Genomic DNA, 26627 nt, shown 5'->3' on the forward strand with positions numbered 1-26627 from the left:
GGCTTTACCACAACTTAAAATACTTTTTCCTGTCTTAATGAAGCCATTAAGGAATCGGAAACCTCACGCTGTTGTTATCGTCCCAATGGACGATTTGAAAACGTGAGAATAAACATGCGTATCGGCTCATCGAAGGACCTGAGCAACCAAACCCTGACCTCTCTCGGCAAGATCAGCGCAGCCTCGGACTGGCGCGGCGCGGGCGAGGACATCGACGCCCAATTGTTCCGCCTGAAAGCCCTGCATAAGCTGATGCGCGCCGCCGAGGATTGCGACGCCGACGCCTTGGTCGATGTAGATTACAGCGAGGAAATCCTGCCGCGCGCCGAACATCCCGGCGCCGCGCCGCTCAAGCGGGTCTGCGCCACCGCCACCGCGGTCAAGTTGAAATCGGCCTGAACGTTCCGGCCTTTCGCCACGAACGCCGCCTCCCCGGGCGGCGTTTTGCGTTTCGGGCTTATTTCGCGGGCGCGTTGGCCTCGTTGAAACCCTCCGGCCGCGCGGCGGGCGCGTGTGCCGGCGCCTTGTCCGGCGGGGCGGCGGGTTTGCGCGGGCCCTGGCGCCCCCGCAATGACATCAAAGCGGCGAGCGCCAGCCGGCTGAAGGCGCCGCCCAGCACCTCATAGCCGCCGCAATAATCGACCTGCGCCGGGCGCCAGCGGGTCTTGGAGACGTCGCTGCCGGTCGAGAGATTGAACAGCCGGAATTTATGGGCGATGGCCCATTGCATCGCCTCGGCGACCAGCGTGGTCATGACGCTGTAGCGGCTCCATTCGAGGTCATAGCCGCTGAAATACATATAAAGTTCGTCGCCGAGCCGGAAGCCGATGCGGCTCGCCACCACCTTGTCGGCGATGACGAGCTGGAAAATCAGCAGGTCGCCGCGCCGCGCGAGATCGTCGCAAAAGGCGCGCAGAAAGGCCTGGCTGTTGGCGGAGCCGAAGACGTCGGGGTGGCTGATGGTCTCGCGCGCGTCGGCGCGGCCGCGGTGCAAGGCGAAAAACACGTCGAGCGCGGCCGGCGCCGCCTCCGGCGTTTCGACCACCCGCAAAGTGAAAGCATGGCCGTCGCGCGTCAGCGAATTATAGCATTTGCGCAGGGATTCCTTGATGTTGCGCGAGAGCGAGCGCTTCAAGGCCTCCCAGCTCTCGGGCAATTCGAGATAGAACACCGACAGGTTCATTTCCGGCCCGGGCGCAAAGCCCTCGCCCAGAGCGCGGGCGAAACGGCCGGCCGGCACGCCGCGCCATTGGACGAAATCGGCCGGGCGGTCCTGCTTGAGCCGCGCCGCCAGAGCCGCGAGCGCGGCTTCGGCCTGGTCCGGGCGGCAGATCAGGCCGCGCCATTCGGTGATATAGGGATCGGCCCCGAAAAATTGCAGCTCGCGCGTCCGCGCCGGCCCATAGCCGGGACGATAAGTGACGAACATGGGCGCGACCGCCACCAGCGCGTCGGCGGAATCGCGCAAGGCGTAGCATTGGAGTTCATCGCGCGCGAAAAAACCGGCGCGGCGGAAGGCCGGCCACCAGTTCAGCGCCCATTCGGGCGAGGCGAAGGGCAGGCGCGGCGCCATGCCGGCGGCAAGCGCCTCCCATTCGGGCGCCAGACGCCGCAGCCCGGCGAGATCCTGGATTGTTTCGACGCTGAACAGTTTTCTGCTCCCTCACGCGGCGGAGCCCCGCCGGCCTTTCGCGGCGCGATCGTGCAACGCAAAAGCTAAGATCGCGTTGTTAAGACCGGCGAATTTCCCACGCCCGGCCACAGGCGCATCATCGCGCGATCCGGAAAGCAGTTCTTAACCATAATCGCCGAAGCTGCGAGGGTCGCGCCGGATTGAGCCGGGCTCGCGCGCGGCGACGCGTCTGTTTCAGCCGGGAACTTCATGACCTTTTCGCAGACCATGGCCACGGAAGGGCGAACGCTGCCCGCCGCGCCGGCGGAAGCGGAGGGATTCCGGCCCGACGGCGACAACCCCCCGCCCGGCGGGGCGGATCCCAACCCCAATCCTAATCCCTGGCGCGACGCGGCCGTCCTGCTGGCGCTTCAGGCGCGCCGGCGGCTTGGCATGGTCATCGCCGCGGCGGTCCTGTGCGGCCTTCTCGCCGGCCTCGCCAAGGTCGCGCTGCCAACCACCTATAAAGCCAGCGCGCAGATCCTGATCGACCCGCAGGAATTCCGGACGCTGGCCGACGACGCCCAGCCCGCCGCGCTCGACGCCAATGCCGCGATCAATTACGTCGAAAGCCAGATGGGCGTGATCGGCTCGGAACGCGTGCTGCTGCGCGTCATCCGCACTTTGGGTCTGGCGGGCGCGCCGCCGCAACCCGACGCCGACAAGGAGCCCGACGCGACCGACGAAAGCCCGGAGGCCCGCCGCGCGCGCGAGCTGGCCGAGAACAAGGCGCTGCTCGGGTTGCAGAAATCCATCGCCATTTCGCGCGCCGAGCGCAGCTTTCTGGTCAGCATCACCGGCTCGGACAAGAGCCCCGAGCGCGCCGCCCAGCTCGCCAACGCCGTGGTTCAGGCCTATGGCGACGTCAATGCGGCGGATCGCATGGCGGCCGCCCGCCGCCTCGCCGCCGATCTCAGCAGCCGCGTCGAGGACCTGCGCCGGCAGCTCGGGGAAGCCGAGACGAAATTGTTGGATTTCAAGGTTGAGCACAATCTTGTGGGCATCAACGACCGGGCGATCGCCGAGCGCCGCGTCTCGGAGACCACCGACGCCCTGACGGCGGCCGAAAATCGCGAGGCCCAGGCCCGCGCCCGGCTCAAGCAGCTTGAGACCGCGCCCGCCGATCTCGGCGCGGTCGCGGCCTTTGGTCCCGACCCGGAATCGCGCCAATTGCAGGTGCTGGTCGAAGGCCGCGCCGCCGCGCGCGGCGAACTCGAACAATTGCAGAGCACGCTGGGCGATCTCCACCCCGCCGTGGTCGCCGGCAAGGCCCGGCTGCGCGACTTCGACCGCCGCATCAGCCAGGCCGTCGAGGGCCTGCGCCGCTCCGCCCGGTCGCAGCTCGCCGAGGCGCAAGGACAGGCCGCGGCGCTGAACAAGAGACTGACCGATCTCGCCGCCGAATCGATCCGCGCGCGCGCCTTCGAGGCCCCGGCGCGTGAATTGGAGGCCGATATCGAGTCCAAGCGCAAGGCTCTGGTCGCGCTGCAGACGCGCTGGCGCGAGGCTGAGAACATGAGCCGGCGCGAGGCGCCGAATTTCCGCATCATTTCACCAGCCCGCGCGCCCAATGCGCAAGGCAAAACCGTTGGGGCGCTGCTGTGGACCATTGCGGGCGGCGTGATCGGCCTGGCGCTGGCGCTTGGCGGCCTCGCCGTGGCGGCCTTGTTCGAAGCGCCGCAAGAATCGCAGGAAAGGATGCGTTCCGAGGGCGAGCCCACTGCTTCGCCCCCCGCCGCCCGTCGCAAGGTGGATGCGCTTGCCGATTTGCCCGCGATCGATCCGACGCCGGGCGCGGAAGAGGACCCGGCCGCCGCCTTTCTCAGCGAGGCGTCGCGTCGGCCCCGCTCGGCCTATTCGCGCATGGTCCAGGCGGTTTACGATCGTCTGCTCGCCGAGGCCGAGCCGAATCGCGCGGAGGATGACGACCGCCCGCTGGTCGTTCTAGTCGCCGCGACCTGGCCTGAGGCTGGAGCCTCGACCTTCGCCGCCAATCTCGCCCGCGCCGCCGCATCCAATGGCGAGCGCGTCCTGCTGATCGACGCCCATAAGGCCCATCCGGTCCAGGACCGCGTGGCCGAAAAGGACGCGCCCGCGACCGTGATCGAGGCGGGCGGCCGCGAGCGCCCGCTGCTGCGGCTCGCGCCCTATTGGCAATCGCTCAGCCTGATTCCGTCCTGGCCCGACGAGGACCGGATCTGCGCGGCCATCGCGGAAAAGGGCCCGTTTGAAACGGTCGCCGGCCTCAACGGCCATTTCGATTTCGTCGTCATGGACGGCCCCGACGCCAGCGACGAGGAGGGATTGCGCGACCTGGCCGCCGCCGCCGACCAGATCCTGCTGGTCGTCTCCGACGAGCCGGGCGACGAGGCCGACGCGCCCGACCTGCTGCGCCGGATCGGCGCGCCGGACCGGGCCTTCTGCGCCCTCCTCCGCGCCGCGCCGCGCGCCCTGCGGCGGGCGGCCGACGCCGCCTGAAGCCGCTGTTAACCGCAGGCCGCGAAACTTGCCCGCAAAAACCCTAACGCGATTATTTTAGCAATCGCGCTGGGGGGCGCGCCGGGAAGGGAATTTTGCGTCATCGTCTGCTGAAATGGCTGGGCTGGTCCAGCATCGACGCCATCGGGCGCATCGCCATGCTCGCCGCGAGCACGGCGGTGCTGTCGCGCTGCCTCAGCCCGCGCGATTTCGGCGTCGCAGCCCTCGCTCTCACCGTGGTGACGCTGGCGAGCGTCGTGGTCGGCGCGCCCTTCGAGGAGGCCCTGGCCCAGCGCAAGGTGCTGCGGCTCGCCCATTTGCGCGCGGCTTTGTCCGCAAGCTGGCTGGCGAGCCTCGCCTGCCTGTTGCTGTCGCTCCCGCTCGGCGTCGCCATGGCCCATGCCTATGACGAGCCGCAATTCGTCTGGGCCTTGCCGCTCGGCATGGCCTCGATCTTCTTTTCCGGCCATTCCGACATTCTGACCGGCCTGATCCGCCGCCGCCGCCGCTTCGACGATCTCGCCCGCGCGACCTTGTTCGGCAACGCCATCGGCATAGCCGCCTCGGTGGTCATCGCTCTGTCCGGCGCCGGCGTGTTCGCTTTGGTCGGGCAAAGGCTATTGGTCTGCGCCGCCCGCGCCGTCCTGCTTCAGGCGCGCATGGACATCGTCATCTGGCCGAGCCGGTCGATCGGACATTTGCGCGACCTCGCGCGCTATGGCGGGCTGGCGCTGGTCGACCGGATGATGGACAATCTGACCTTTCTCGCCTTCAACACCATCGTCGGCGGCGTCTATGGCCTGAACACGCTCGGTTTTCTCAATATGGCGATGCGCCTGGTCGAGCCGATCCGCGGCGCCATCGGCGCGACCGTCCATAATATCGCCTTCTCGTTCTTCTCGCCCCTGCAGCACGATCCGGCGCGGCTGCGCGACCGCGCCGATGCGGTGATTTCCTATGCCTCTCTGGCGATTGCGCCGGTGTTCATCGGCCTCGCCGCCGTGACGCCGACCCTGCTGCCGCTGATCGCCGGCGCCGGCTGGGACCAGTCGATCGAGATCGCCATCTGTCTCGCGATCGGCAGCGCCATCGCTTTGCCGGCCCGGCTGGTGTTCACCGCGCTTTCGGCGCGGGCCCGGCCGGAATATAGCGTGATCGCCAATGTCGCCGGCGCGCTCGTGACCATAGCCGTGGTGGTCGCCAGCGTGGGGCTGGGGCCGTCTGGCGTCGGCATGGCGCGGGTCGCCGGCGATCTCGCCCAGGCTTTGATCGCGCTGGGCGTCTCGTCGCGCCTGCTCGGCTGGAGCCGGCGCGGACGCCTGCTCGCTTTGGCGCCGGCCTGGCTGCTCGCGGCGCTGATGGGCGTGCTGGTCGCCGGCTTGCAGAACGCCATGCCCAATATCGGCCGCCTCCCGCAGGTCGCCGCCCAGATCGGCGCCGGCGTGGCGATCTATGGCCTGTTTCTCGCGCTGTTCGCGCGGTCGCAACTCTCGGGCGTCGCGTCTCTCATGCACGGCGCCGGCAAGGCCGCCGAAACGTGACCGACGATCCCTCCGCGTCCCGCAAACGCATTCTGGTCACCGGCGCAGGCGGCTTCATCGGCTCCGCTTTGCTCGCGCCGCTCGCGCGCGACTTTGACCTTCGCGCCGGAACGCGTCGCGCCCGCCCGGCCACGCGCGCCGGCGTCGAAATCATCGCCTGCGATCTGGACAATGCCGCGCAACTGGCAGAAGCCGCGCAGGGCGTGGACCTTGTGATTCACGCCGCCTATGGCGATGAGAGCGCCATGCCGCGCCAGGCGGAAGATCTGCTGGCGGCGCTGGACAAGGCCGGCGTGGAAAATCTGCTCGCGTTCAGCTCCATCGCCGTTTATGGCGCGCGCCAAGGCCGCATCGGCGAGGACGATCCGCCGGAAGGCGCTCTTCCCGCCTATGCCGAGGCGAAAATCCGCTGCGAAACGCTTTATCGCGCCTGGGGCGCGGCCGAGGCGCGACGTCGCGTCATCGCCTTGCGGCCGGGAATCGTCTATGGCGCGGGCAGTCCGTTCTGGATCGAGAAAATGGCGGCGCGCATCCGCTCGGGTGGTTGGGGCGCCTTCCCGCGCGCGAACGGCCGGGCGGCGCTGATCCATATCGACGATCTCGCCCAACAGGTCGTCGCCGCGAGCCGGCTGCTGACCGGCGCGGGCCGCGACACCTTGCCGTCCTTCGTCGCGCTCAATGCCGTGGGGCCGGAAAGCCCAAGCTGGAACGCTTATTTCGAGGCGCTGGCGGAACGGCTCGGCCGCGCGCCGCTGCGGCGCTGGTCGGAAGCCGAGATCGCAACGCGGCAGGCTTTGGCTCTTCCGGCCAAGGCCGCGCGGAAACTCGGCCTGCCCTTGCCTGAAAGCCTCGCGCTGGCGCCCGGGCCGGGCGAAGTGAAACTGTTCGCGCTCGACGCCGATTATTCCGGCGCGGCGGCGGCGCGGCTGCTGGATTTTTCGCCACGCATCGGCCTCGAAGAAGGCCTCTCGCGCTGCGGACTCACGCCAGGCTGAAACGGCGCGCCGCGCGCGCCGGGAGGGCGAGGCGAACCGCGCCGCCTTCGGCTTGCGTCGGCGCCACGACCGGCGCGACAGCGTGGTTGGCGGCGTCAAAGCCGGACGCCGCCCGCACAGCCGGCGCGCGGCCGGACGCGATGGACAGCGCGACCAGAGCCGGCTTTTCGCTCTTGTTGATAGCGACAAGGCCTACCCGCCCGGATTTTTCGTCGCGCCCCGCGAACAAGGAAAGCGCCGCCGTCCCGCCCGCGACGGGCAAGGCGGTGTCGCCAAAAATCGCTCCCGAGGCGTCGGGCGCGCGATAGAGCCGGTAGGCCTCGCCGATAAAGCCCGCCAGCGAACCCCAATGATTGGCGAAACGGACGCCGAAACGCCCGAAACGGCCCAGAACGTCAGCGACGGCGAGCCCCGAGGCCACGAGCCCAGCGCCTCCGAAATTGAATTCGCCGAAGGACAGGTCCGTTCCGGGATAATTGTCGTCGACGATCTTTTTCAGGCTCGGCAGCAGCGGCAAAAAAAGGCCTTTTCGCGGGCGACAACCGAGCATGTCCGCAACCCAGCTGTCCTCACAAAAGCCGTCGTCGTCGAAGGAGCGCGGCGCATCGAGCAGCGCCGCCGAAAGGCCGGCATTCTCGGTGCGGAACAGGTCGCCGCGTCGGCTGAAGGGATAATAATGCAGGTCGAGGGCGTCGAGCAGGCGCAGGCCGGCGCGTCCGGACTCGCGCCGGAAGGCGTCGAGATAAGCGGCCAGGAACGAGCCGTAGCTCTTGTAATCATCCCAGTCCGGCGCCTTGACGAAATTGACATATTCCGTGGCGCCCCAACTCGCGGGGCCGAGCACCAGGGCGCTCGGATCGGCCGCCTTGATCGCCTTCGCCGCCTGCAAGGAGCGTTCGATCAGCGCGTGGATGGTCACCGGTTTGCGGACGATGCGGGGGTGCGTCTCGGGCCACAGGCCCGGCTCGTTGTCGAGATAATAGCCAAGCACGCCGCCCGAATCCGCGCGGCCGTGGCGCGCTATGAGCCGGTCCAGCAGAGCGGGAATAGAGACCTTGCCGCTCTCCCCTCGCCCCGACCAATCGATCGGCAGGAAGCGCGACGACGGCGCGGTCTGGGCCTCCGGAACCTCGCCGTCAAAATCCGCCGCGACGAAGCCGGCGAGCGGCAAGGTGAGCAGGCTGCGCGCGCCGACGCCGGCGCTATTGGCCAGAAACGCCTCCACCACCGCCCCCGGCGCCGACCATTGCGCCTTCGGCACGCCGAGCGTCTCCAGCAAAAAGGCGCCATTGGCGTGGAGGTAGTCCTTCCCGGCATTGGTGGCGTTGTTCAGCCAATTATAGGGCGTCATCAGATTGCCGCCGAGGCGGCGCTGGGTGACGCCCGCCTTGCGGTCGAAATCGACGCTGGGCGCGCCGCCGTCCATGGTCCCGATTTCATTCGCGCCATAGATGAAGGGGCTGATCGGGACGCCGACCGCCGTGTCGTCGATTCGAACGGTCAGCGGCGTTTCGGCGCTCGCGTCCCATCCGATGGCCCCCATGCCTCCTAAACAGAGGCCTGACAGCACAGAGCGGCGCGACAGGTGGAAACGGCTCACGACACCAGGCCGCGCCCGTAGAGAATGGGCCGGAAGCGAGGCGTCCAGAACATTTTGCCGAGTCCGCCGAAAGCGCGCGCGGCCAGTCTTTCGCGCGCCGCTTCGCCAAAAGGCGCGGCGAGCAAAGCGGCGGCGCCGAACACCACCGACTGGATCAGACCAGCGGCCATCCAGCGCGCGATCGCAAGCCGGTCGCCTGGCCGCGCCATGTCCTGCACGAAGACGCGGATCTGGCCGCTGAGGAATTTGCGCTTTTTCACATAGGCCCAATTGAGCCGACGCGGCGGCGCCCATTCGACCACCTTGGCGCCGCCCGCGAAATAGAAGCGTTTGCCGGCGAGAACCAGCCGCTGCAGCAGGAGGGAATCCTCACCGCCGATTTCATTGAGGCTGGCGTCGAAAATTTCGGCGCCCGACAGGCAGGACGCGCGATCGAACAGCGAATTATTGGTGCCGAGATAGGCCGCAAGGTCGGTGATATCGGCGCCGGAAGGCCGCGCGACGCGGCGTTCGAAAAAGGGCGCGAAAGGGCCGATGTCGCCGCCCTCGGCGCGGGCCTCGATGGCGCCGAACACCGCATCGGCCTCGCGCTCGCGCGCGACGCGCGCCAGCGAGGCCAGCCAGAGCGGGTCCGCGGTTTCATCATCGTCGAGAAAGGCCACCCAGCGTCCCTGCGCCGCCGCCACGCCGGCATTGCGCGCGCTGGCGACGCCCGGACGCGGCTCGCTGAGGTACAGCAGCGGAAAGGGGGATTGTTTCGCGAGGCCCTCGACCAGTTCGCGCGCATTGGCGTCGAGCGAATTGTCGACCACGATCAGTTCCGGCGCGAGGCCGTCCAGCCCCTGTTGCGCGAACAGGCTTTCCAACGCGCGCGCGAGCGGCGCCGGGCGGTTGAAGGTTGGCGTGACGACGCTGATCCGATCCATGGCGGCCCAAATGGTATCGCCGTTTCCGGCGGATATGATTTTTTTACGGGGCGAGAGTTAATTTTCGCGCCAACGCCAAATGGCGAGCCGGAAGAGCGGGATTTTCATGAGCCTGGCCGGAAACAGCCTGTCGATCTCCACCGCGCCGCGCGCCGCGCGGACGGACTGGATCGCGCGCGCCCATGACGCCTTGCTGATCGGCTATCTGCTGTTCACCTTCATCGGCACGCATCCGCTCGCCGCCGCCACCGCCACGCCGGAGGAGCGCCTCGCCGGCAGCCCGCTCGACCGGCTGCTGCTGCCGATGATGACCGTCATCGGGCTTGGCCTGATCTGGGCGCGACGCGAGGCGGCCTGGGAGACGGCGCGCGCCAACAGGCTGCTGCTCGCAGTCGTGCTGTTCTGTCAGGCAAGTCTGATCTGGTCGAATTATCCCGATCTGACCCTGCGGCGCGCCATGCTGCTGCTGTTCGTCACCGCAATCAGCCTCGGCCTCGCCGCGACCATCAAGGACATGCGCGCCTTTCACGCCCGGGTGTTTCAGGCGCTGGTCTTCGTCATTCTGGTCAATCTGGCGGCGACGGCGGCCTTTCCGGCGATAGCCGTCACCGATATCGGCGTCGCCGGCATTTACGGCCAGAAAAATCCGGCCGGCATGGTGGCGATGATCGCCATGATCGTCTGCGTCACTTATGCGTTCGGCGCGCGGGGCGCGGGCGAGGCGATGGTCGGCGCGCTGGGCGCGGCGATCAGTTTCTTCTTTCTCGTCATCACCCGCAGCAAGACCTCGCTCGGCCTGACCCTGCTGGCGCTCGCCATCGGCTTCCTGTTCTGGCTCACGCAAAGGCTGGGCTTTCGTTTCGCGCTGCTGGCCTTGGCCGGAATCGCGCTTCTGCTGGCTGGCCTCACGGGACTTGTGGTCGCCAGCGATTTCGATTTCCAGAAAGTGCTGGGCGCCTTTGTCGCCGACACCTCCTTCACTGGGCGCGACGAATTATGGGGCTTCGCCTGGCGCTCGGCGCTGCAAAATCCGTGGTTCGGCCACGGTTATGGCGCGTTCTGGGATGTCGGCGCCGTCAATGATCCGCTCGCCAAGCTGGAGCCCGGCACCTGGCTCGGCGACGTCCAGATCGGCATCATCAATCAGGCCCATAACGGCTATCTCGAATTATTCCTCCATATCGGGATTCCAATGACCATCGCCGCGGTTTGCGCCGTTTTCGTCGCCCTTGGCCGCGCGACCGGCCTCGCGATCACGACCCGGGGCGGCGCCGGCGGCCAAGCGGCTTACGGCATGATCGCGCTGACCCTGATGCTCTATCTGCTGCACAATCTCACCGAGGCGACGCTGATGATGCGCGGCGCGCCTTTCGCCAATCTCGCTTTGCTGTTGTGCTTCGCCAGCGGCCGGCGCTTCGGCGCCGACAGGATGTCGCGCCATGCCCGCTGAAGCGCCCAGCCTCGCCATCGTCCTTTGCACGTTCAAGCGCCCGGATTTGCTGCGTCGCGCTTTGCGCAGCATAAAGGCGCAAGAGGCGCCTGCTGGAGGGTTCGGCGGCGTCACGATCCATGTGGTCGACAACAGCGACGAAGGCGACGCGCGAGCTATTGTCGCTGAAGAGGCGCGGACAAGCCGCTGGCCAATGGTCTGGCTGGAGGCTCATCCGGCCAATATTTCGGTCGCGCGCAATGCGGGGGTGAAAGCCGGAACGGAAGATTTCGTCGCCTTTGTCGATGACGATCAGGAGCTTGAGCCCGGCTGGCTCAAGGCTTTGTTTGACGCGACAGCCCATTCCGGCGCCGACGCCTGGATCGGCCGGGTGATCGGCCAGTTCGAGACGCCGGAGCGCGCGACGCCGACGATCCGTGGCCTGTTCTCGCGCGAGCTTGACGCGCCCTCGGGCCTCGAACTATTCGCCTTCGGGCCGCAAAAGCGCGGCGACATCAGCCTCGCCACCAATAATTGCGTGTTCCGCCGCGCAACCTGTCTCACGGATGCTTTGGTGTTCGATCCGGCTTTCGGCCGGGGCGGCGGCGAAGATTACGATCTGTTCTGCCGGCTGCAGCGGCGCGGGCGGCGCTTCGTCTGGCTGCCCGAGGCGGCGGCGCGCGAATTCGTCCCGGCCGCGCGCTGCGACCGCGCCTATATGCGCCGGCGCGCTTTTGCCGGCGGGCAGGCCTTTGCCGAAGCCATCGCGCGCGGCGGACGCAGCCCGGCCCTCGCGCGCTGGGCGATCCGCGCCAAGGCCTGCGTTCAGGCGGCGCTGCTCGCCCTGCGGCTGCCGATAGCCCTGTCAGGGGACGAACCTGCGCGGGCGGATTATTCCTTCCGCTGGGCCGGCGTGCTCGGCAAATTATCCTTCGGCGAAATTCATCCGCTCTATCAGTCAGGCGACCAGCGGCGGTCCTGAAGCCGACGCCGAATCCTGCAACGCCGCCTGCGCCGCCACGCGGTCCAGCAGCTCCAGCCTTTTTTCAAAGCTCATCAGCGCTGTGGACTGGATCAGGCAGGTGAGGTGATGCGGCTCCAATGCACGCACAAACGCCTGCTCCTCCTCCGGCGTTTCCGGCTCGATGTCCCAGATTCCGTGGATGGGCGAGGAGGGGTCAATGAAATGGCCGGCGGCCGCCACCCCCAACGACTCCACGAACAGGCCGTAGAGCGTATATTCGGAGAAATGCGGCTCGCGCGCGAGAATCCTGCGCCAATCGTCGCCGCCGACCTGCTCGATCCGCTGGATCATCCGCCGCACGATCGAGCGGCGCCAGACCACGCACAAACCGATATAATCGCCCGCCACGATCGCCGCCGGGTCGAGCCCGAGCAGGCGGCAGGCGACCGCGCGCCACAACACATGGGTGTCGCGGCTTTCGGCCTGCGGGTTGCGATAGAACCGCACCGCGCCGTCCGCGCGCTGGAGAAATTCCGGCGGCAACGGCCGGATGAACACGCCGTCGCTGTCGACATGAAGCACGATTTCGGTCGGGCTGTCGGCGGCGGCTGAAATCTTCATGATCTGCTGCGCGATCCAGCCGCGCACCGGCGGGCCATAGAGATTGAAATAGATGTTTCGGCGCGGCAAGTGCAGCAGGTCACGCAGGCGCGGTCCCGGCATGGGGATTTTTTGCAGCCAGAACGGCAGCAGGTCGCGATCCTGCGAACCTATGATCCGATGGGCGTTGGCGAGCGGGGCGAACAGAGCCTTGTCGCGCGTCGGCACGAACAGGCGATGCGCCATGCCCGGCGACGCGAAACGGTCGAGGCTCTCGCACAGCAGCCGGCAATAGGGCAGATCGCCGCTATAGGACAGTGTGAGGATGCTCGCATCGAGCGACTGGCGGCTCATCGCGCCCAATCCATCGGCGCGATGGGGGCGAAGGCGGATTCCACCAAAGCCGGGCGAGGAAAACGCTCGGGATATTGCAGCATTTCGGTGACCTCGGCGATGTGAACCGCGAAATCGGCGTCGAGCCGCGTCGGACGACTGGCCCGGATCGCCTCGGCCAGTTCGGCGATTCCGCGCGCGAAATCCATGGTGGGCTCGCCGCGTTTAGGTTTCATGGCCGGCGGGCGGACCATCGGCAGCGGCTTGGCTGCGCCGAGCCCCCCGAGCCGGCGTTCGAGATAGCGCGCCAACCGTCCCTGCGAAACGCCGCGCCGCGTCACCGGGCAGGCGTAATCCCAGGGCTCGCGGATTTCCAGCGTCCCCTCTTCGCCGATCACGCGCAGCCGATGATCGTAAGGCGCGACCACCGAATTGGTCACGCGCGCGACCACGCCGCCGTCGAACTCGATCAGGCCCACGGAGAAATCCGGCGCGGGATGCGGCAAAGGCTCGTCCGTCTGTTTATCGGCGACCAGCAAGGCGGAAAAGGCCGTGACACGGCGCGCGGGGCCGAACATCGCGCAGAGCAAAGTCAGCACATAGCCGGCATGTTCGAAGGTGCAGCCAATCTCGAATTCGCCATGCGCCGGCCAGGGCTTGCCGGACCGGCTGAGCCAGTTGCGATAATCCGCCCGGTGGATCATGCCGTCATCGAGTTCGGCATAGACCAGGCGCGGCGCGCCGATGGCGCCGTCGCGCACGGCCTTCCACAAGGTCTGCGCGCTCTCGCCGAGCAGATTGCACGGCGCCGCCGCAAGGCGCAGGTTTTTCGCCGCCGCTTGCGCCCGCAGAGCTTTGGCCTCGTCGCGCGTCATGGCGAGCGGCTTTTCGGAATAGACATGTTTGCCGGCGTCGAGCGCGGCGAGCGTGACCGGGGCGTGATTATGCGGATCGGTGGCGTTGACGACGATCGCCACCTCGGGATCGGCCAGCAGCGCCTCCAGCGACCCATAGGCGCGCTCGCCCCAATGGCGGCAAAAAGCCTCCAGCCGCGCGGAATCGCGATCGAAGGCGCCGCGCAGGCGCAGGCTTTCCCCATGCAGGGGCAGGCAGTGACGATAGGCGTCCGCTATATAGCCGCATCCGACGATGGCGACGCCGATGGGTTCGGTCATGTCTCTTTCCGGGCCGAAAACTTCGGCCGAGAGACTAGGCGGCCGCCCTTAAGGGCGCGTTACGGCGGCCTCAGCAGAAGGCGGCGCGCAGCCGGTTCATCTGCTCTTCCAGCGGGCTGCCGGCCGGCGCTGCGGCGGGACGCTCCGGTCCGAGATAAAGCAATTGATCGAGATGAATGATGCGCGCCTGAAGGCGCATGGATTCGCAGACGAGATCCCGCAGGGCCTGCGGCAGGCGAGGAAAAACCTCCGGCGAGGCCGCGCTTTCCTGATAGGACAGCCTGACCTTGCGCTTTTCCGAGGCCGCTTCCTCCGGGGTGAGTTCGCCGTCGTTCACCGCGCGTTGCAGCAGCAGCCACGAAGCGAGCTGCATCAGCCGGGTCGTCAAGCGCATGCTTTCGGCGGCATAGGCGAGCGATTCGGCGCGGGGCAAGGCGCGGGCCTCTTCCCGGCCCGGCCCGTCGAGATAGGACGCCGCGTCCTCGACAAGCGTCATGCCTTCGCGGAACATCGCCTTGAAGGCTTCGGAAGCCGCAAGGCGCTGCGCGAAAGAGACTGGCTCTTCGTCAGGATTTATCCGCCCCATGCGCCCACCTCGACCATTCTCCCGCCTCGAAACACGATACGGATCGCCCGCTTGCCGTGACAAGCGAACAATAGCGCCATTCCGGGCGCTGTGGTGGCGGAATCGCTTTTAATGTTAATCGGGTCGGGGGCGTGCGGCAGTGCGCGCGGAACAGGCGGCGCGCGCGGGGCTCCTGCCGGGAGCCGCTCCAGTTCGCGACCAAAGCGTTAAGATCGCGTCAACGCCGCGCCGCACGCTCTCATCCATATCGGGACGCGCGCGTCCCTTCCGGGACAGGCTCATTTGCGGAAAAAGGCGTCGGCCGCCGCGCGCGAGGCGCTTTTTCCCTCCCGCGCCGCTTCAAGCCGGGCGATTTCCGCGCGCAACAGCGCGATGCGCTCATCGAGCTCATCGACGGACAGGGCGTCGAGCGGTTCGCCGAGCTGGTGCCGACTTGGCGCCGGCTTTTTCGGCGCGAAAAATTCGTCCTCTTCCCTGGCCATGATTTTCCCTTCCGGCGCCAAAAGATAATGGGACATTTCGACGAATAATTTGCCTTTCCCCGGCGCGCGCTCTATATTTGTGCAATTCCCGTCATAAATGAAACGTGAGGCTGCGCCTCGGCCGGGCCGGAGCGCGAAGACGCGCGCCCGACGGCGGAGCCCAGAGATTCCAGAAGAGATTCCAGGAGAAAAAAATGAGCAATGCGCCGCTCATGCCCAAGGCCACGGCCGTCTGGCTGGTCGAAAACACCTCGCTGACCTTCGATCAGATCGCGGAATTCTGCAAATTGCATCCGCTCGAAGTCAAGGGCATCGCCGATGGCGAGGTCGCTTCCGGCATTCGCGGCCATGACCCGATCACCTCCGGTCAGCTCACCCGCGAGGAAATCGAGCGGGCCGAGAAGAACCCGTCGCATCCGCTGAAGCTGGCGGTGTCGAAAGTCCGCCTGCCCGAGGCCAAGCGCCATCGCGGCCCGCGCTACACCCCGCTGTCGCGCCGCCAGGACCGCCCCAACGCCATTCTCTGGCTGGTGCGCAACCATCCCGAGCTGAAGGACGCGCAGATCATGCGCCTCGCCGGCACCACCAAGACCACGATCGCGGCGATCCGCGACCGCACGCACTGGAATTCGTCAGCGCTGACCCCATTGGACCCGGTGACGCTCGGCCTGTGCTCGCAGATCGATCTCGATTTCGAGGTGCAGCGCGCCTCCAAGGATCGCCCCGCCCTCGCGCCGGATCAGGGCCCGACCCTCGTCCCGGCCGAGGAGACGACGCAGCCCTATTATTACGAGCCGACCTCGCACGAGGACGTCTTCGGCTCCAGTCCGAAGAAGGAAGAAGCCGAGGAGGAGGAGATCGACGTCGAATCCGTGTTCGGCAAGCTCAAGGATCTGAAGACCAAGGAATAAGATGGCTTCCCGCGCAGCCGGGAAGCCATTAGGAACGAATGTGACGCCGAACTGACGCGAGGGATTCGCGGTGGGCGCGGCGCGCCCACCGCGAGACGAAAAATGGCTTCGATCCGCATTCTCGGCGTCGATCCCGGCCTGCGCCATACCGGCTGGGGCGTGATCGAGGCCGAGGGATCGCGCCTCGCCTTCGTCGCCTCGGGCGCGATTCATTCCAAGACCGGCGAGCCCCTCGCCGAACGGCTGCGAGCGCTGCACGAGGGCCTCGCCGCCGTCATCGCCGCCCACCGCCCCGACGAGGCGGCGGTGGAGGAAACTTTCGTCAATCGCGACCCGCAATCCACGCTCAAGCTCGGCCATGCGCGCGGCATTGCTCTGGTCGTGCCGGCGCTCGCCGGGCTCGAAGTGCATGAATATGCCGCCAATCTGGTGAAAAAGACCGTGGTCGGCGCGGGCCATGCCGAAAAGACGCAGATCGCCATGATGGTGAAAGTGCTGCTGCCGCGCAGCGAGGCGCTCAGCCCGGACGCGGCGGACGCCCTTGCCGTCGCCATCTGCCACGCCCAGCATCGCGGCGCGCGCAAAAGGGCGGCGGCGCTGGCGGGTAAATGATCTTCCTTTGTTCGCGCAGCGATGAAACTTCGCTAAACTATCGGCGACGCGATTCGGCGCGAGCGGAAAATGATTGGCAAACTCAAGGGCGTAGTGGATTCGCTGCACGAGGATCACGTGATCCTCGACGTGCATGGCGTCGGCTATGTCGTCTCCTGCTCCGCCCGCACCCTGCAAAAGCTGCCGCGCGCCGGCGAGGCCGCCGTTCTGGCGATCGAGACGCAGGTGCGTGAGGACGCCATCCGCCTGTTCGGATTCCTCAGCGACGCCGAGCGCGACTGGTTCCGCATCCTGCAGAATGTGCAGGGCGTCGGCTCCAAAGTGGCTTTGGCCATTCTCTCGATCCTGCCGCCCACTGAGCTGACCTCGGCCATCGCCTTGCAAGACAAGGCGGCGGTATCGCGCGCGCCGGGCGTGGGGCCGAAACTGGCGGCGCGCATCGTCGCCGAATTGAAGGACAAGGCCGGCGCCTTCGGAACCGTGGATGCCGGCGCCATCGCACTCGCCGGCGCGGATGACGCGCCGGGCGGCTCGACCGCCGCACAGGAGGCCATCTCCGCCCTCATCAATCTCGGCTACGCCCGCCCGCAGGCCGCGACAGCCATAGCCGCCAGCCTCAAGGCCTTGGGTGAAGGCGCGGAGACCCCGGCGCTGATCCGGCGCGGGCTGAAGGAACTGGCGCAATGACCCCGCCCGCCGCCCGCATGGTGACGCCGGAAAAGCGCGAGGACGACCTCGAAAGCTCGATCCGTCCGCTGACTTTGGCCGATTTCACCGGTCAGGAGGCCGCGCGAAAAAATCTCAAGGTCTTCATCGAAGCCGCCAAGGCGCGCAAGGATGCGCTGGATCACGTGTTGTTCGTCGGCCCGCCGGGGCTGGGCAAGACGACGCTGGCGCAGATCGTCGCGCGCGAGCTTGGCGTCAATTTCCGCTCGACCTCCGGCCCGGTCATCGCCAAGGCCGGCGATCTCGCCGCGCAATTGACCAATCTCGAAGAACGCGACGTGCTGTTCATCGATGAAATCCACCGGCTCAATCCGGCGGTCGAGGAAATCCTCTATCCCGCCATGGAGGATTTCCAGCTCGACCTCATCATCGGCGAGGGGCCGGCGGCGCGTTCGGTCAAGATCGATCTCGCCAAATTCACCCTCGTCGGCGCCACCACCCGCGCAGGCCTGCTGACCACGCCCTTGCGCGACCGGTTCGGCATTCCGATCCGGATGAATTTCTACAATGTCGAGGAATTGCAAAGCATTGTGGCGCGCGGCGCCCGCGTCATGAATTGCCCGATGAGCGAGGACGGCGCCAACGAGATCGCGCGGCGCTCGCGCGGCACGCCGCGCATCGCCGGACGCCTGCTGCGCCGCGTGCGCGATTTCGCTTTGGTCGACGGCGATTCCATCGTCACCCGCGAAATCGCCGACCGGGCGCTGAAATTGCTGGATGTCGATTCCATCGGCCTCGACCAGATGGACCGGCGCTATCTCGACATGGTGGCGATCAATTTCGGCGGCGGCCCAGTCGGCATCGAAACCATCGCCGCCGCTCTGTCCGAGCCGCGCGACGCCATCGAAGACATTATTGAGCCCTATCTGCTGCAGCAGGGTTTTTTGAACCGCACCCCGCGCGGCCGCATGTTGACGCCGCTGGCGTTCCGGCATCTCGGGCTGGCCGTCCCGGCGCAGGCGAATGCGCCGCAGGGCGGGCTGTTCGACGACGAACCCTGAGCCCGCGACATGCCTTCCGCCTCCGCCCTCGCCGCTTTCGCCGCCGCCTCCCTCCTGCTGGCTCTGGCGCCGGGCCCCGACAATCTATTCGTGCTGGCGCTTTCCGCCTCGCGCGGCCCCAGGGCCGGGCTGATGACCACGCTCGGACTCTGCGCGGGGCTGATCGTCCATACGGCGGCGGTCGCGCTGGGCGTCGCCGCCTTCGTCGCAGCCTCGCCCGTCGCCTTCACGACGCTGAAAATTCTCGGCGCGGCCTATCTCGTCTATCTGGCTTTGGGCGCCTTTCGCGCCGGACCGGCGACTTTAAGCTCGGAGGCGGCGGCGGAAAAGCCGGGCGCTTATTTCTGGCGCGGCGTCGCGATGAATGTCGGCAATCCGAAAGTGGCGCTGTTTTTCCTGGCCTTCCTGCCGCAATTCGTGACGCCCGGCGCCGGAAGCGCCGTGATCCAGATCATCGTTCTCGGAATGATCTTCCAGTTCTGCGCCTTCATCGTCTTCACATTGATCGCGCTCGGCGCGGGCCGGATCGGCCTCTGGCTGCGCCGCTCGCCGCGCGCGCAAATCATCCTCAACCGGCTGACCGGCGCGCTGTTCCTCACTCTGGCGGCGCGGCTTGCGACAAGCTGATGGCGAAACGAGACTGATCGGATGAAAGCCCCCCACACCTTTCCCATCCGCGTCTATTTCGAGGACACGGATTTCACCGGCCTCGTCTATCACGCCAATTATCTGCGCTTCATCGAGCGGGCGCGCACCGAAATGCTGCGCGACTTCGGCTTCCATCAGGGCGCGATTCATTCCGGCGAAACCGGCGACGCGCTGTTTTTCGTGGTGGCGCGGATGCAGATCGAATTTCTGCGCCCGGCGCGAATGGACGACTTGCTGACCGTCGAGACGCGGCCCACCCGCATCACCGCCGCGGTGATCGAACTGGAGCAGATTGTGCGCCGCGAAACGGATATTCTGTTCACCGCCCGCGTCCTGATCGCCGCTCTGGCCGACGGCAAGCCGCGCCGGCTGCCACGCGAAATCCGCGAAAAGCTGGCGCAGGCCGAGACTTAAGCTGCGGACTTGCGCGCGATCGTAACCTGCTGTTAACCATAGCGCGGGCTTAACTGCCCTTCAGGACCCTCACGCAGCTTTCGCCACGCTGGGCCGCAGAATTGACCGATTTGCACGGCAGATGTTCGCGCGCGCAACAAGCCGCCCGCCCGCCGCTGGATTTGCGAGGACCGCCTTCATGAATGAAATCGCCGCAACGCCTCTCGTCGCCGCAGGGCCGGAGGGCTCAGTCTTCGCCATGTTCTGGAGCGCCTCGATCGTCGTCAAACTGGTGATGATCGGCCTGCTCGCAGCCTCCGTCTGGTGCTGGGCCATCATCATCAACAAGACCCTGCTGATCCGCAAGGCGCGCGCCGCGATCGAGGAATTCGAGACCGTGTTCTGGTCCGGCAATTCGCTGGAGGACCTTTATCACTCGCTCTCGGCGCATCCGACCACGGCCACGGCGTCGCTGTTCGTCGCCGCCATGCGCGAATGGAAGCGCTCGTTCCAGAACGCCCACGCCTCTTTCGTCGGCCTGCAGTCGCGCATCGAAAAAGTGCTCGATGTGTCCATCGCCCGCGAGGTCGAAAAGCTCGAATCCAACCTGCTGGTGCTGGCGACCGTGGCTTCGGCCGGCCCCTTCATCGGCCTGTTCGGCACGGTCTGGGGCATCATGACCTCGTTCCGCTCCATCGCGGCCTCGAAAAACACCTCGCTGGCGGTGGTGGCGCCGGGCATTGCGGAGGCTCTATTCGCCACCGCCATCGGCCTGTTCGCGGCCATTCCCGCGCTGATCGCCTATAACAAGCTCTCCGGCGACGTCGCCAAGACCCAGGCGCGGATGGAGAGTTTCGCCGACGAATTCTCCGCCATTCTCTCGCGCCAGATCGACCAGCACGCCGGCTCGCGCAACAACGCGGCCTGAGGAGACGACCATGGGCATGTCAGTCTCCGCGGGCGGATCGGGCGGACGGCGCCGGCGCGGCGTGCCGCGCTATCGCGCCATGGCCGATATCAATATGACGCCTTTCATCGACGTGATGCTGGTTCTGCTGATCATTTTCATGGTCGCGGCGCCGCTTTTGTCGTCGGGCGTGCCGATCGACCTGCCCGCCACCAAGGCGGGCGAGCTGAATATCGACAAGAAGCCGATCGCGGTGGCGATTGACGACCACGGCGACATTTTCCTGATGGATCAGAAGATCGCCGACGCCGGTCTGATCGACGCCGTCAAGGCGCAGGCCAAGGACGGCGCCGACGAACGCATCTATGTCCGCGCCGCCAAGACCGTGCCTTACGGCCGCGTCGCGGAAATCATGTCGGACCTGACCGCTGCAGGCTTCAAGAAAGTCGCGCTGGTGACGACGACGGAGAACAAATAGGTCTTGGCGAAGTGAGATTCTCGCGCTCGGAACCGGGATTTCTCCTCTCGGCGGCGGTCCATGCCGGGCTGCTGGCCTTTCTGCTCGTGCATTTTTCGCAGGAGCCGAAATTCGAGGACGCCCAGGAGGCCGTTCCGGTCGAGACCATCAGCGAAAGCCAGTTCCACGAGATCATGAAGGGCGAGAAGGAGGCCAAGCCGGCGCCGAAACCGCGCGTCGACAAGGTCGCCGATGTGAGCGAGACCAAGCCGACGCCGCCGACGCCCGAGGCCAAGCGCGACATTCCGACCCCGCCACCGCCGCTGAAGCGCCTGCCCGACCCGGGCGAAGCCGACGAGGCCCAGCCGTCGCCGCCGATCCCGCCGGAGCGCCCCGCTCCGACGCCGCCGCCTCCTCCGCCGCCTCCGGTCAAGCCCGCCCCGCCGCAGGAGACCAAGCAGGAGCCGGACAAGGACGACGCCGAAGTGGTGAAGCCGAAGCCGCCGCCCAAGCCGCCGGAAAAGCCGCCGGAAAAGGCCGAGCAGAAGCCGACGCCGCCGAAGCCGCCCGAGAAGCCCGCGCCCAATCCGACGCCCAAGGCGGCGGAAAAGCCGATTCCTGCGCCGCCCAAGCTGGATGAAGTCGCCAAGCTCCTCAAGGAAGCCAAGGACAAGGAGCCGGCCAAACCCGTCGACAAGCCGGCCGCCAAACCGAAATCCGGCGACGAAAGCGCGCCGCCGCATCGGTCGACCGATCGCGCCGAACTGGACAAGCTGCTGAGCAAGGAGGCCCCTGAGGCGAAATTCGCCACCGGCCGCGAGCTGAGCCGCACCGCCGCGCTGGGCGCGCCCAACGCCACCGGCGCCAAAATGTCGCCCTCGCTGTCGGATGCGCTGAACGGACTGCTGCAGGAGCAGTACAAGCAATGCTGGAGCTATCTGCCGCTCACCGGCGGGCAGCGCTATATCGCCAAGGTGCGGGTTTCGTTCCTGCCGGACGGCTCGCTGGCCGCCCAGCCGGTCCTGCTCAACCCGCCGTCCGATCCCGCCTTGCGCGGCCTCGCCGAGAGCGCCATGCGGGCGGTGCGGCGCTGCAATCCCATGCGCATTCCGCCCCAGTTCCGGCCCTATTACGATCAGTGGAAGGATTGGGTGGTCGGATTCGATCCCGAGATTTTGAATTAGCGTCATAAAGCGGACGTAACAGCGCCTCGCGCGAAACCTTCAGGATGAGCAAGCCATGTCCCTCGCCCCCAGCCGCCGCGCCGCCGCCGCTTTGTTCGGCGGCCTCGCTCTCAGTCCATTTCTTGGCCGCATTTCGCTCGGCCAGCGCACGCTTGACGTTCGTGGCGGCGGCAATTTCACCCCGATCAATGTCGCGGTCATTCCTTTCGCCGGCGACGGCGGCCCGGCGATCACCGGCATTATCGTCAATAATTTCAAGCGCTCGGTGTTTCTCAATCCGATCGACGCCGGCGCCGCCGCGGGCGCGGTCAATCCGGACGCCGCGCCCGATTTCGCCGCCTTCAAGGCGCTCAACGCGCAATATGTGGTGGCCGGGCGCTCCGGACGCGGGCCGGACGGCCGCATGAAGACCGAATTCCGGCTGTGGGACGTCGGGGCCGGCAATCAGGCCGCCGGCCAGCAATATGTCACCGATCCGAACAATTCGCGCCGCGTCGCCCATATCGTTTCGGACGCGATCTTCACCAAGGTCACCGGCGAAAAAGGCTTTTTCGACACCCGCATCGCTTTTGTCGATGAGAGCGGCCCGCGCGAAAACCGCCGCAAGCGCCTCGCCATCATGGACCAGGACGGCGCCAATGTGCGCTATCTCACCCGTGGCGAGGATCTGGTGGTGACGCCGCGCTTCTCGCCCAATTCGCAGGAATTGACCTATATGTCGTTCGGCGCGGAGGATCCGCGCGTGTTCCTGCTCAATATCGACACCGGACAGCGCGAAGTGGTCGGCAATTTCCCCGGCATGACCTTCTCGCCGCGTTATTCGCCCGACGGCCAGCGCGTGGTGATGTCGCTGGAGCAGAACGGCGTCGCCAATCTCTACAGCATGGACCTGCGCACCCGCACCACGACGCGGCTGACCGATTCCTCGGCCATCGACACTTCGCCATCCTATTCGCCGGACGGCTCGCGCATCGTGTTCGAATCGGATCGCGGCGGCACGCAGCAGATTTACGTGATGAGCGCGAGCGGCGGCGGCGGCACGCGCATTTCCTTCGGCGACGGGCGCTATTCGACGCCGGTCTGGTCGCCCAAGGGCGATTACATCGCCTTCACCCGGCAATCGAACGGCAAATTCGGCATTGGCGTGATGAAGCCCGACGGATCGGGCGAACGCATCCTGACCGAAGGCTTCCACAACGAGGGGCCGACCTGGGCCCCCAACGGCCTGTTCGTGATGTTCTTCCGCAATGGCGGCGGCGGGCCGAAACTGTTCATGTCCGACGTGTTCGGACGCGCCGAATTCCCGGTTCCGACGCCCGGCTTCGCCTCGGACCCGTCCTGGAGCGCGCTGCTCGGCTGAAGAAAAACCGGACGGCGCCCCATTCTGGCCATCAAACCTTTGTTAACCATGGCCGCAATGGTCACAAAGCCGCCGGAATTCGCAACCTTTCGTCAAGGTTACGAAAACCTTCGCTTAACATTCGGGGGCTAGGACTGAAGGCGAGCCCGCAACGCCCCCGGCCGCGCGGACATTGTTGCAGCCTGTACAAGCGTGACGGCGCCCGGCCTTGCCCGCGAGCCCGGCCGTCCGTCAAAGGAGCGCACCGGATGAAGAAACTCGGCTCGATGGAAGGCCTCAAATATGCCGCCGTTCTGGCCGCGGCCCTGACGCTTGGGGCCTGCGCCAAGAACCCGACCGACCTGGCCGCCGTCGACGGCCGCGGCGGCGCCGGCGCGGGCGTGGGCGTCGGAGCCGCAGGCTCGGCGACGCCCGGCTCGCAGCAGGATTTCGTCGTCAATGTCGGCGATCGCGTGTTCTTCGACAGCGATTCCACCGAATTGAGCGCGACCGCCCAGTCGACGCTGGACAAACAGGCGACCTGGCTGAACCGCTATGGCAATTACGCCTTCACCGTCGAGGGCCACGCCGACGAGCGCGGCACCCGCGAATATAATTTCGCCTTGGGCGCCCGCCGCGCCGAAGCCGCCAAGAATTACCTGATCGCGCGCGGCGTCGCGGCCTCGCGCATCAAGACGATCTCCTATGGCAAGGAGCGTCCCGTCGCGGTTTGCGACGATATTTCCTGCTGGTCGCAGAACCGCCGCGCGGTCACCGTGCTCAAGGGCGGCCAGAGCTGAGCCAATGGCCTTGGCTCGAAAAGGAAAGCTCCGGCGTCTTGCGGCGCCGGAGCTTTTCTTGTAGCGGGCGTGAAAACGAGGCGGGCGCCACTTTTTCACCTCATCGCGAGGGCAGATATGCTAGACTTTAAGCGATTCCCGACAGGGCTTGGAGAAATGATGGCAATTCTGTCGCCGGGCGTCCGTTCGTTTGCCGGCATGCGCAAAACCTTTATGCCCGCCGCCGCCGCTTTCGCTCTCCTTGCGGGCGCGAGCGCGGCGCAGGCGCAATTTTTTGACCGTTCGCCCGCCCCGCGCGATCAAAGCGCGGAAAGCGCGCCGAGCGGCGACGCCGCCGCGACGGTGCGCATCGACCGGCTGGAAAACCAGGTCCGCAACCTGAACGGTCAGGTCGAGCAATTGCAGTTCCAGGTCAAGCGGCTTGAGGACCAGTTGCGCAAATTCCAACTGGATGTCGATTCCCGCTTCCAGGACAGCGCCGGCAAGCCCGGACCGACGCCGGCGACGCGTCCCGCCGCCACGACCACGCCGCAGCGCCGCTCCGATCTCCGCGACGACGGGATTGGCGGCCCCTTGGGCGGTCCCGCGGGCGAAGCCCCCGGCGTCGCGGCCAATGTCCCGCCGCCGGCAGAGACGGACGAAGCCGCACCCATCGTCTCGGCGGAAGCGGCTTCGGCCGTGGCGGCCGCGCCGGTTGCGCTCGGCCCGGACGGCCGCCGCCATGACGCATTCGATCCCGCCGCCCAGCCCAACGCGCCAGGCGCGCCGCTGGCGCTCGGTTCGGCCGATTCCGCCAGCAAGCCCTTGCCGCAAGGCTCGAGCCGTCCCGCGGACGCCCGCGCGGCCGTCGCCGAGCCGCTCGACCTGACCCCGCCGGCCCTGCGCGGCGCCAATGCCGCGCCCGCCGCTGCTGTTTCGACCGCGCCCGGCGCGGCGCCCTCGTCCGTCGCGACGCTGGCGCCCAACGCGGCCGGCGCCGCGGCGCTGGCCCCCGGCGCGCCGGTCGATCCGATCAAGGCCGAATATGACGTCGCCGCCGACCAGCTCAGAGCCCAGCGCTACGCCGCCGCGCAACAGGCCTTCGCCGCCTTCGTGCAGAGAAATCCGCACAGCCGGCTGATCGCCCCAGCGATCTACCATCTCGGCGAAAGCTATTATTACCAGCAGCGCCACCGCGAGGCGGCCGAACAATTCCTGAAGATCGCGACCGATTACGCCAAGAGTCCGGTGGCGCCCGACGCCATGGTCAAGCTCGGCGTCTCGCTCAACGCCCTCGGCGCGAAAGAGCAGGCCTGCGCCTTCTTCTCCGAATTGCCGCGCAAATATCCCAACGCCCCGAGCTGGCAGAAGCTCGCCGCCGAGCGTGAGGCGAAAAAGGCCTCCTGCTGATCGCCGCCGCCGCGCCCGATCCCTCCAGCCTGTTCGCCGGCTTCGAAACGCTGTCCGGCCTCGTGCTCGCCGTCTCGGGCGGCCCGGATTCCCTCGCTTTGATGCGGCTTGCGGCGCGCTGGCGCGATCGCGGCGCCGGCGTCGCTCTCCATGTCGCCACCGTCGATCACGGCCTGCGTCCCGAATCGCGGGCTGAAGCGATTCAGGTCGGCGCCTGGGCGCGCGCCTGCGGCCTCCCGCACGAGATCCTGGTCTGGCCCGGCGAAAAGCCGAAGACCGGTGTGCAGGAAAAGGCGCGGCGGGCCCGCTACGCCTTGCTTTTCTCCCATGCCCGCGCGGTCGGCGCCGAAGCCGTCGCCACCGCCCATCACGCCGACGATCAATGGGAGACCATCTTGATCCGGTTGGCGCGGGGCAGCGGGCTGTCCGGGCTGGCGGGCATGGCGCGCGACCAGATCCTGCCCGACGGGCGGCTGCTCCGCCCCCTGCTGTCCCTGCCCAAACAGGCGCTGATCGATCTCTGCCGCCGCGAAGATCAATCTTTTTTTACCGACCCGGCCAATGCCGACCCGGCGTTCGAGCGGGCGCGCTGGCGCGCCGCGGAACCGGGCTTGCGCGCCCTCGGCCTGACCCCGAAGCGGCTGGAAAAACTGGGCGAACGCGCGCGCAAGGCCGACGAGGCGCTCGACTGGGCGGCGGAGGCTTTGTTCCAGCGCACAAAATCGCCAGAAAGTGGTGTTTACCTTTTGGAGGCGGCGGAAGGCGCGCCTCAGGCGGCGCTCGAACGCGTGCTGGCGCGGGCGCTCGTGGAGGCCGCCGGCGCCGCCCCGGCGCGGCTGGAGCGGCTGGAGTCCTTCGCCGCGAAGATCGGCGAGGCGTTAAGGAATGGCTCGTCTTTTCGCGGCACATTGGGCGGATGCGCGGCGAGCCTCGACGGGAGGAGGAGGCTGACCTTGCGCCGCGAAACGCCGCGGCGGCGCGGCGCGGGCGGCAGGGGTCGGGAACTTCCTGACGAATAAAGGCCTACTTCCCTTGGCAAGAGGGCGCGGCCGGCCTAAATATCGAAATATGGCGACCGGCGCGCGGCACTCGACCGGAGAGGTTTCGCAGGACAGGATATGAATCCAAACTTCCGCAATTTCGCTTTATGGGTCATCATCGTTCTCCTGGTGGTTGCGCTTGTCGTGCTGTTCCAGAAGCCGAGCGAGCATGCGCCGACCCAGGAAATCAATTTCAGCCAGCTTCTCAGCGAGGCCGATCAGGGCAAGATCCGCGACGTGACCATTTCGGGCTCGGAGATCGCGGGCCATTATTCGGACGGCAAGGCCTTCTCGACCTATGCCCCGAACGATCCGACCCTGGTCAACAATCTCTACAAGAAGAACGTCCAGATCACCGCCCGGCCGCCGTCCGACGGCAATAACTGGCTGGTGACCCTGCTGGTCAACGGCCTGCCGCTGATCGCCTTCATCGGCATGT

General features: G+C 66.9%; 27 protein-coding genes. 20 read left to right on the forward strand and 7 right to left on the reverse strand.

Annotated features, from left to right (window positions below):
• The first annotated feature begins 114 nt into the window (after positions 1–114).
• The gene (locus ACE3S9_RS01585; protein ID WP_374544673.1) at positions 115–399 is read left to right on the forward strand and encodes a hypothetical protein; all 285 of its coding nucleotides are present in this window, start codon (positions 115–117) and stop codon (positions 397–399) included.
• A gap of 58 nt (positions 400–457) precedes the next feature.
• On the opposite strand, the gene ACE3S9_RS01590 is transcribed toward ACE3S9_RS01585, so the two are convergent.
• A complete protein-coding gene (locus ACE3S9_RS01590; protein WP_374544674.1) occupies positions 458–1573 on the reverse strand; it encodes a GNAT family N-acetyltransferase in 1116 nt (371 codons plus the stop codon).
• A 309-nt stretch (positions 1574–1882) separates the two neighbouring features.
• On the opposite strand from ACE3S9_RS01590, the gene ACE3S9_RS01595 reads away from it, so the two are divergent.
• The 3 genes from ACE3S9_RS01595 to ACE3S9_RS01605 all read left to right on the forward strand — a co-directional run bounded on the left by ACE3S9_RS01595 (position 1883) and on the right by ACE3S9_RS01605 (position 6686).
• Entirely contained in the window at positions 1883–4150 is a 2268-nt protein-coding gene (locus ACE3S9_RS01595) for an exopolysaccharide transport family protein (protein ID WP_374544675.1), read from the forward strand.
• A gap of 95 nt (positions 4151–4245) precedes the next feature.
• Positions 4246–5691, forward strand: coding sequence for an oligosaccharide flippase family protein (locus ACE3S9_RS01600; RefSeq protein ID WP_374544676.1), 1446 nt, complete (start codon positions 4246–4248; stop codon positions 5689–5691).
• Positions 5688–6686, forward strand: a complete 999-nt coding sequence (locus tag ACE3S9_RS01605) for an NAD-dependent epimerase/dehydratase family protein (protein WP_374544677.1) — start codon at positions 5688–5690, stop codon at positions 6684–6686. The genes ACE3S9_RS01600 and ACE3S9_RS01605 overlap by 4 nt, the downstream gene beginning before the upstream one ends.
• On the opposite strand, the gene ACE3S9_RS01610 is transcribed toward ACE3S9_RS01605, so the two are convergent.
• Together ACE3S9_RS01610 and ACE3S9_RS01615 are read right to left on the reverse strand one after the other, a co-directional pair.
• Positions 6673–8229, reverse strand: coding sequence for a glycoside hydrolase family 44 protein (locus ACE3S9_RS01610; protein ID WP_374544678.1), 1557 nt, complete (start codon positions 8227–8229; stop codon positions 6673–6675). The two genes, ACE3S9_RS01605 and ACE3S9_RS01610, sit on opposite strands and share 14 nt — an antisense overlap.
• 53 nt (positions 8230–8282) lie before the next feature.
• On the reverse strand, positions 8283–9212 hold the full coding sequence (locus ACE3S9_RS01615) for a glycosyltransferase family 2 protein (RefSeq protein ID WP_374544679.1): 930 nt from the start codon (positions 9210–9212) through the stop codon (positions 8283–8285).
• A 106-nt stretch (positions 9213–9318) separates the two neighbouring features.
• Here ACE3S9_RS01615 and ACE3S9_RS01620 point away from each other — a divergent pair, with 106 nt between their 5' ends.
• Both ACE3S9_RS01620 and ACE3S9_RS01625 read left to right on the forward strand, forming a co-directional pair.
• Positions 9319–10662, forward strand: coding sequence for an O-antigen ligase family protein (locus ACE3S9_RS01620; protein WP_374544680.1), 1344 nt, complete (start codon positions 9319–9321; stop codon positions 10660–10662).
• On the forward strand, positions 10652–11623 hold the full coding sequence (locus ACE3S9_RS01625) for a glycosyltransferase family 2 protein (protein ID WP_374544681.1): 972 nt from the start codon (positions 10652–10654) through the stop codon (positions 11621–11623). Before ACE3S9_RS01620 ends, ACE3S9_RS01625 begins: the two co-directional genes overlap by 11 nt.
• On the opposite strand, the gene ACE3S9_RS01630 is transcribed toward ACE3S9_RS01625, so the two are convergent.
• The 4 genes from ACE3S9_RS01630 to ACE3S9_RS01645 all read right to left on the reverse strand — a co-directional run bounded on the left by ACE3S9_RS01630 (position 11600) and on the right by ACE3S9_RS01645 (position 14781).
• Positions 11600–12559, reverse strand: coding sequence for a DUF6492 family protein (locus tag ACE3S9_RS01630; RefSeq protein WP_374544682.1), 960 nt, complete (start codon positions 12557–12559; stop codon positions 11600–11602). The two genes, ACE3S9_RS01625 and ACE3S9_RS01630, sit on opposite strands and share 24 nt — an antisense overlap.
• Positions 12556–13713 (reverse strand): Gfo/Idh/MocA family protein, encoded by a 1158-nt coding sequence (locus ACE3S9_RS01635; RefSeq protein ID WP_374544683.1) that lies wholly within the window; start codon positions 13711–13713, stop codon positions 12556–12558. Before ACE3S9_RS01635 ends, ACE3S9_RS01630 begins: the two co-directional genes overlap by 4 nt.
• A gap of 70 nt (positions 13714–13783) precedes the next feature.
• The gene (locus ACE3S9_RS01640; RefSeq protein ID WP_374544684.1) at positions 13784–14299 is read right to left on the reverse strand and encodes a DUF1465 family protein; all 516 of its coding nucleotides are present in this window, start codon (positions 14297–14299) and stop codon (positions 13784–13786) included.
• 278 nt (positions 14300–14577) lie between these two features.
• Positions 14578–14781, reverse strand: coding sequence for a DUF1192 domain-containing protein (locus ACE3S9_RS01645; RefSeq protein WP_374544685.1), 204 nt, complete (start codon positions 14779–14781; stop codon positions 14578–14580).
• Positions 14782–14975: 194 nt separating this feature from the next.
• Here ACE3S9_RS01645 and ACE3S9_RS01650 point away from each other — a divergent pair, with 194 nt between their 5' ends.
• The 14 genes from ACE3S9_RS01650 to ACE3S9_RS01715 all read left to right on the forward strand — a co-directional run.
• Positions 14976–15692 carry a DUF1013 domain-containing protein gene (locus ACE3S9_RS01650; RefSeq protein ID WP_374544686.1) on the forward strand — a complete coding sequence of 239 codons (717 nt, stop codon included), beginning with the start codon at positions 14976–14978 and terminating at the stop codon, positions 15690–15692.
• A gap of 102 nt (positions 15693–15794) precedes the next feature.
• Positions 15795–16304, forward strand: a complete 510-nt coding sequence (gene ruvC, locus ACE3S9_RS01655; protein ID WP_374544687.1) for a crossover junction endodeoxyribonuclease RuvC — start codon at positions 15795–15797, stop codon at positions 16302–16304.
• A 69-nt stretch (positions 16305–16373) separates the two neighbouring features.
• A complete protein-coding gene (gene ruvA / locus ACE3S9_RS01660; protein ID WP_374544688.1) occupies positions 16374–16991 on the forward strand; it encodes a Holliday junction branch migration protein RuvA in 618 nt (205 codons plus the stop codon).
• Positions 16988–18031: a Holliday junction branch migration DNA helicase RuvB gene (gene ruvB, locus ACE3S9_RS01665; RefSeq protein ID WP_374544689.1), complete on the forward strand. Its 1044-nt coding sequence runs from the start codon at positions 16988–16990 to the stop codon at positions 18029–18031. The genes ruvA and ruvB overlap by 4 nt, the downstream gene beginning before the upstream one ends.
• 9 nt (positions 18032–18040) lie before the next feature.
• The gene (locus tag ACE3S9_RS01670) at positions 18041–18658 is read left to right on the forward strand and encodes a LysE family translocator (protein WP_374544690.1); all 618 of its coding nucleotides are present in this window, start codon (positions 18041–18043) and stop codon (positions 18656–18658) included.
• 21 nt (positions 18659–18679) lie between these two features.
• The gene (gene ybgC / locus ACE3S9_RS01675; protein WP_374544691.1) at positions 18680–19093 is read left to right on the forward strand and encodes a tol-pal system-associated acyl-CoA thioesterase; all 414 of its coding nucleotides are present in this window, start codon (positions 18680–18682) and stop codon (positions 19091–19093) included.
• 178 nt (positions 19094–19271) lie between these two features.
• Entirely contained in the window at positions 19272–20000 is a 729-nt protein-coding gene (gene tolQ / locus ACE3S9_RS01680) for a protein TolQ (RefSeq protein ID WP_374544692.1), read from the forward strand.
• A gap of 10 nt (positions 20001–20010) precedes the next feature.
• Positions 20011–20457 (forward strand): ExbD/TolR family protein, encoded by a 447-nt coding sequence (locus ACE3S9_RS01685; protein ID WP_374544693.1) that lies wholly within the window; start codon positions 20011–20013, stop codon positions 20455–20457.
• An 11-nt stretch (positions 20458–20468) separates the two neighbouring features.
• Positions 20469–21620, forward strand: coding sequence for a cell envelope integrity protein TolA (locus tag ACE3S9_RS01690; protein ID WP_374544694.1), 1152 nt, complete (start codon positions 20469–20471; stop codon positions 21618–21620).
• A gap of 55 nt (positions 21621–21675) precedes the next feature.
• Positions 21676–22980 carry a Tol-Pal system beta propeller repeat protein TolB gene (tolB, locus tag ACE3S9_RS01695; protein ID WP_374544695.1) on the forward strand — a complete coding sequence of 435 codons (1305 nt, stop codon included), beginning with the start codon at positions 21676–21678 and terminating at the stop codon, positions 22978–22980.
• A gap of 248 nt (positions 22981–23228) precedes the next feature.
• The gene (pal, locus tag ACE3S9_RS01700) at positions 23229–23759 is read left to right on the forward strand and encodes a peptidoglycan-associated lipoprotein Pal (RefSeq protein ID WP_374544696.1); all 531 of its coding nucleotides are present in this window, start codon (positions 23229–23231) and stop codon (positions 23757–23759) included.
• 156 nt (positions 23760–23915) lie between these two features.
• Complete coding sequence (gene ybgF / locus ACE3S9_RS01705) at positions 23916–25148, forward strand: tol-pal system protein YbgF (protein ID WP_374544697.1); 1233 nt, start codon at positions 23916–23918, stop codon at positions 25146–25148.
• 62 nt (positions 25149–25210) lie between these two features.
• The gene (gene tilS / locus ACE3S9_RS01710; RefSeq protein WP_374544698.1) at positions 25211–26167 is read left to right on the forward strand and encodes a tRNA lysidine(34) synthetase TilS; all 957 of its coding nucleotides are present in this window, start codon (positions 25211–25213) and stop codon (positions 26165–26167) included.
• Positions 26168–26266: 99 nt separating this feature from the next.
• On the forward strand, positions 26267–26627 hold a 361-nt coding region (locus tag ACE3S9_RS01715; protein WP_374544699.1), incomplete at its 3' end, for an ATP-dependent metallopeptidase FtsH/Yme1/Tma family protein.

The sequence above is a fragment of the Rhodoblastus sp. genome (genome assembly GCF_041915505.1).
Lineage (GTDB): Bacteria > Pseudomonadota > Alphaproteobacteria > Rhizobiales > Beijerinckiaceae > Rhodoblastus.

Coding starts and splice junctions, on each gene's coding strand:
- ACE3S9_RS01585 (WP_374544673.1), top strand. CDS start 115: ATGCGTATCGGCTCATCGAAGGACCTGAGCAACCAAACCCTGACCTCT.
- ACE3S9_RS01670 (WP_374544690.1), top strand. CDS start 18,041: ATGCCTTCCGCCTCCGCCCTCGCCGCTTTCGCCGCCGCCTCCCTCCTG.
- ACE3S9_RS01610 (WP_374544678.1), bottom strand. CDS start 8,229: ATGGGGGCCATCGGATGGGACGCGAGCGCCGAAACGCCGCTGACCGTT.
- ACE3S9_RS01685 (WP_374544693.1), top strand. CDS start 20,011: ATGGGCATGTCAGTCTCCGCGGGCGGATCGGGCGGACGGCGCCGGCGC.
- ACE3S9_RS01620 (WP_374544680.1), top strand. CDS start 9,319: ATGAGCCTGGCCGGAAACAGCCTGTCGATCTCCACCGCGCCGCGCGCC.
- ACE3S9_RS01635 (WP_374544683.1), bottom strand. CDS start 13,713: ATGACCGAACCCATCGGCGTCGCCATCGTCGGATGCGGCTATATAGCG.
- ACE3S9_RS01650 (WP_374544686.1), top strand. CDS start 14,976: ATGAGCAATGCGCCGCTCATGCCCAAGGCCACGGCCGTCTGGCTGGTC.
- ruvA (WP_374544688.1), top strand. CDS start 16,374: ATGATTGGCAAACTCAAGGGCGTAGTGGATTCGCTGCACGAGGATCAC.
- tolQ (WP_374544692.1), top strand. CDS start 19,272: ATGAATGAAATCGCCGCAACGCCTCTCGTCGCCGCAGGGCCGGAGGGC.
- ruvC (WP_374544687.1), top strand. CDS start 15,795: ATGGCTTCGATCCGCATTCTCGGCGTCGATCCCGGCCTGCGCCATACC.
- ACE3S9_RS01595 (WP_374544675.1), top strand. CDS start 1,883: ATGACCTTTTCGCAGACCATGGCCACGGAAGGGCGAACGCTGCCCGCC.
- tolB (WP_374544695.1), top strand. CDS start 21,676: ATGTCCCTCGCCCCCAGCCGCCGCGCCGCCGCCGCTTTGTTCGGCGGC.
- ACE3S9_RS01645 (WP_374544685.1), bottom strand. CDS start 14,781: ATGGCCAGGGAAGAGGACGAATTTTTCGCGCCGAAAAAGCCGGCGCCA.
- ruvB (WP_374544689.1), top strand. CDS start 16,988: ATGACCCCGCCCGCCGCCCGCATGGTGACGCCGGAAAAGCGCGAGGAC.
- ACE3S9_RS01630 (WP_374544682.1), bottom strand. CDS start 12,559: ATGAGCCGCCAGTCGCTCGATGCGAGCATCCTCACACTGTCCTATAGC.
- ACE3S9_RS01625 (WP_374544681.1), top strand. CDS start 10,652: ATGCCCGCTGAAGCGCCCAGCCTCGCCATCGTCCTTTGCACGTTCAAG.
- ybgF (WP_374544697.1), top strand. CDS start 23,916: ATGATGGCAATTCTGTCGCCGGGCGTCCGTTCGTTTGCCGGCATGCGC.
- ACE3S9_RS01590 (WP_374544674.1), bottom strand. CDS start 1,573: ATGGCGCCGCGCCTGCCCTTCGCCTCGCCCGAATGGGCGCTGAACTGG.
- pal (WP_374544696.1), top strand. CDS start 23,229: ATGAAGAAACTCGGCTCGATGGAAGGCCTCAAATATGCCGCCGTTCTG.
- ybgC (WP_374544691.1), top strand. CDS start 18,680: ATGAAAGCCCCCCACACCTTTCCCATCCGCGTCTATTTCGAGGACACG.
- ACE3S9_RS01615 (WP_374544679.1), bottom strand. CDS start 9,212: ATGGATCGGATCAGCGTCGTCACGCCAACCTTCAACCGCCCGGCGCCG.
- ACE3S9_RS01640 (WP_374544684.1), bottom strand. CDS start 14,299: ATGGGGCGGATAAATCCTGACGAAGAGCCAGTCTCTTTCGCGCAGCGC.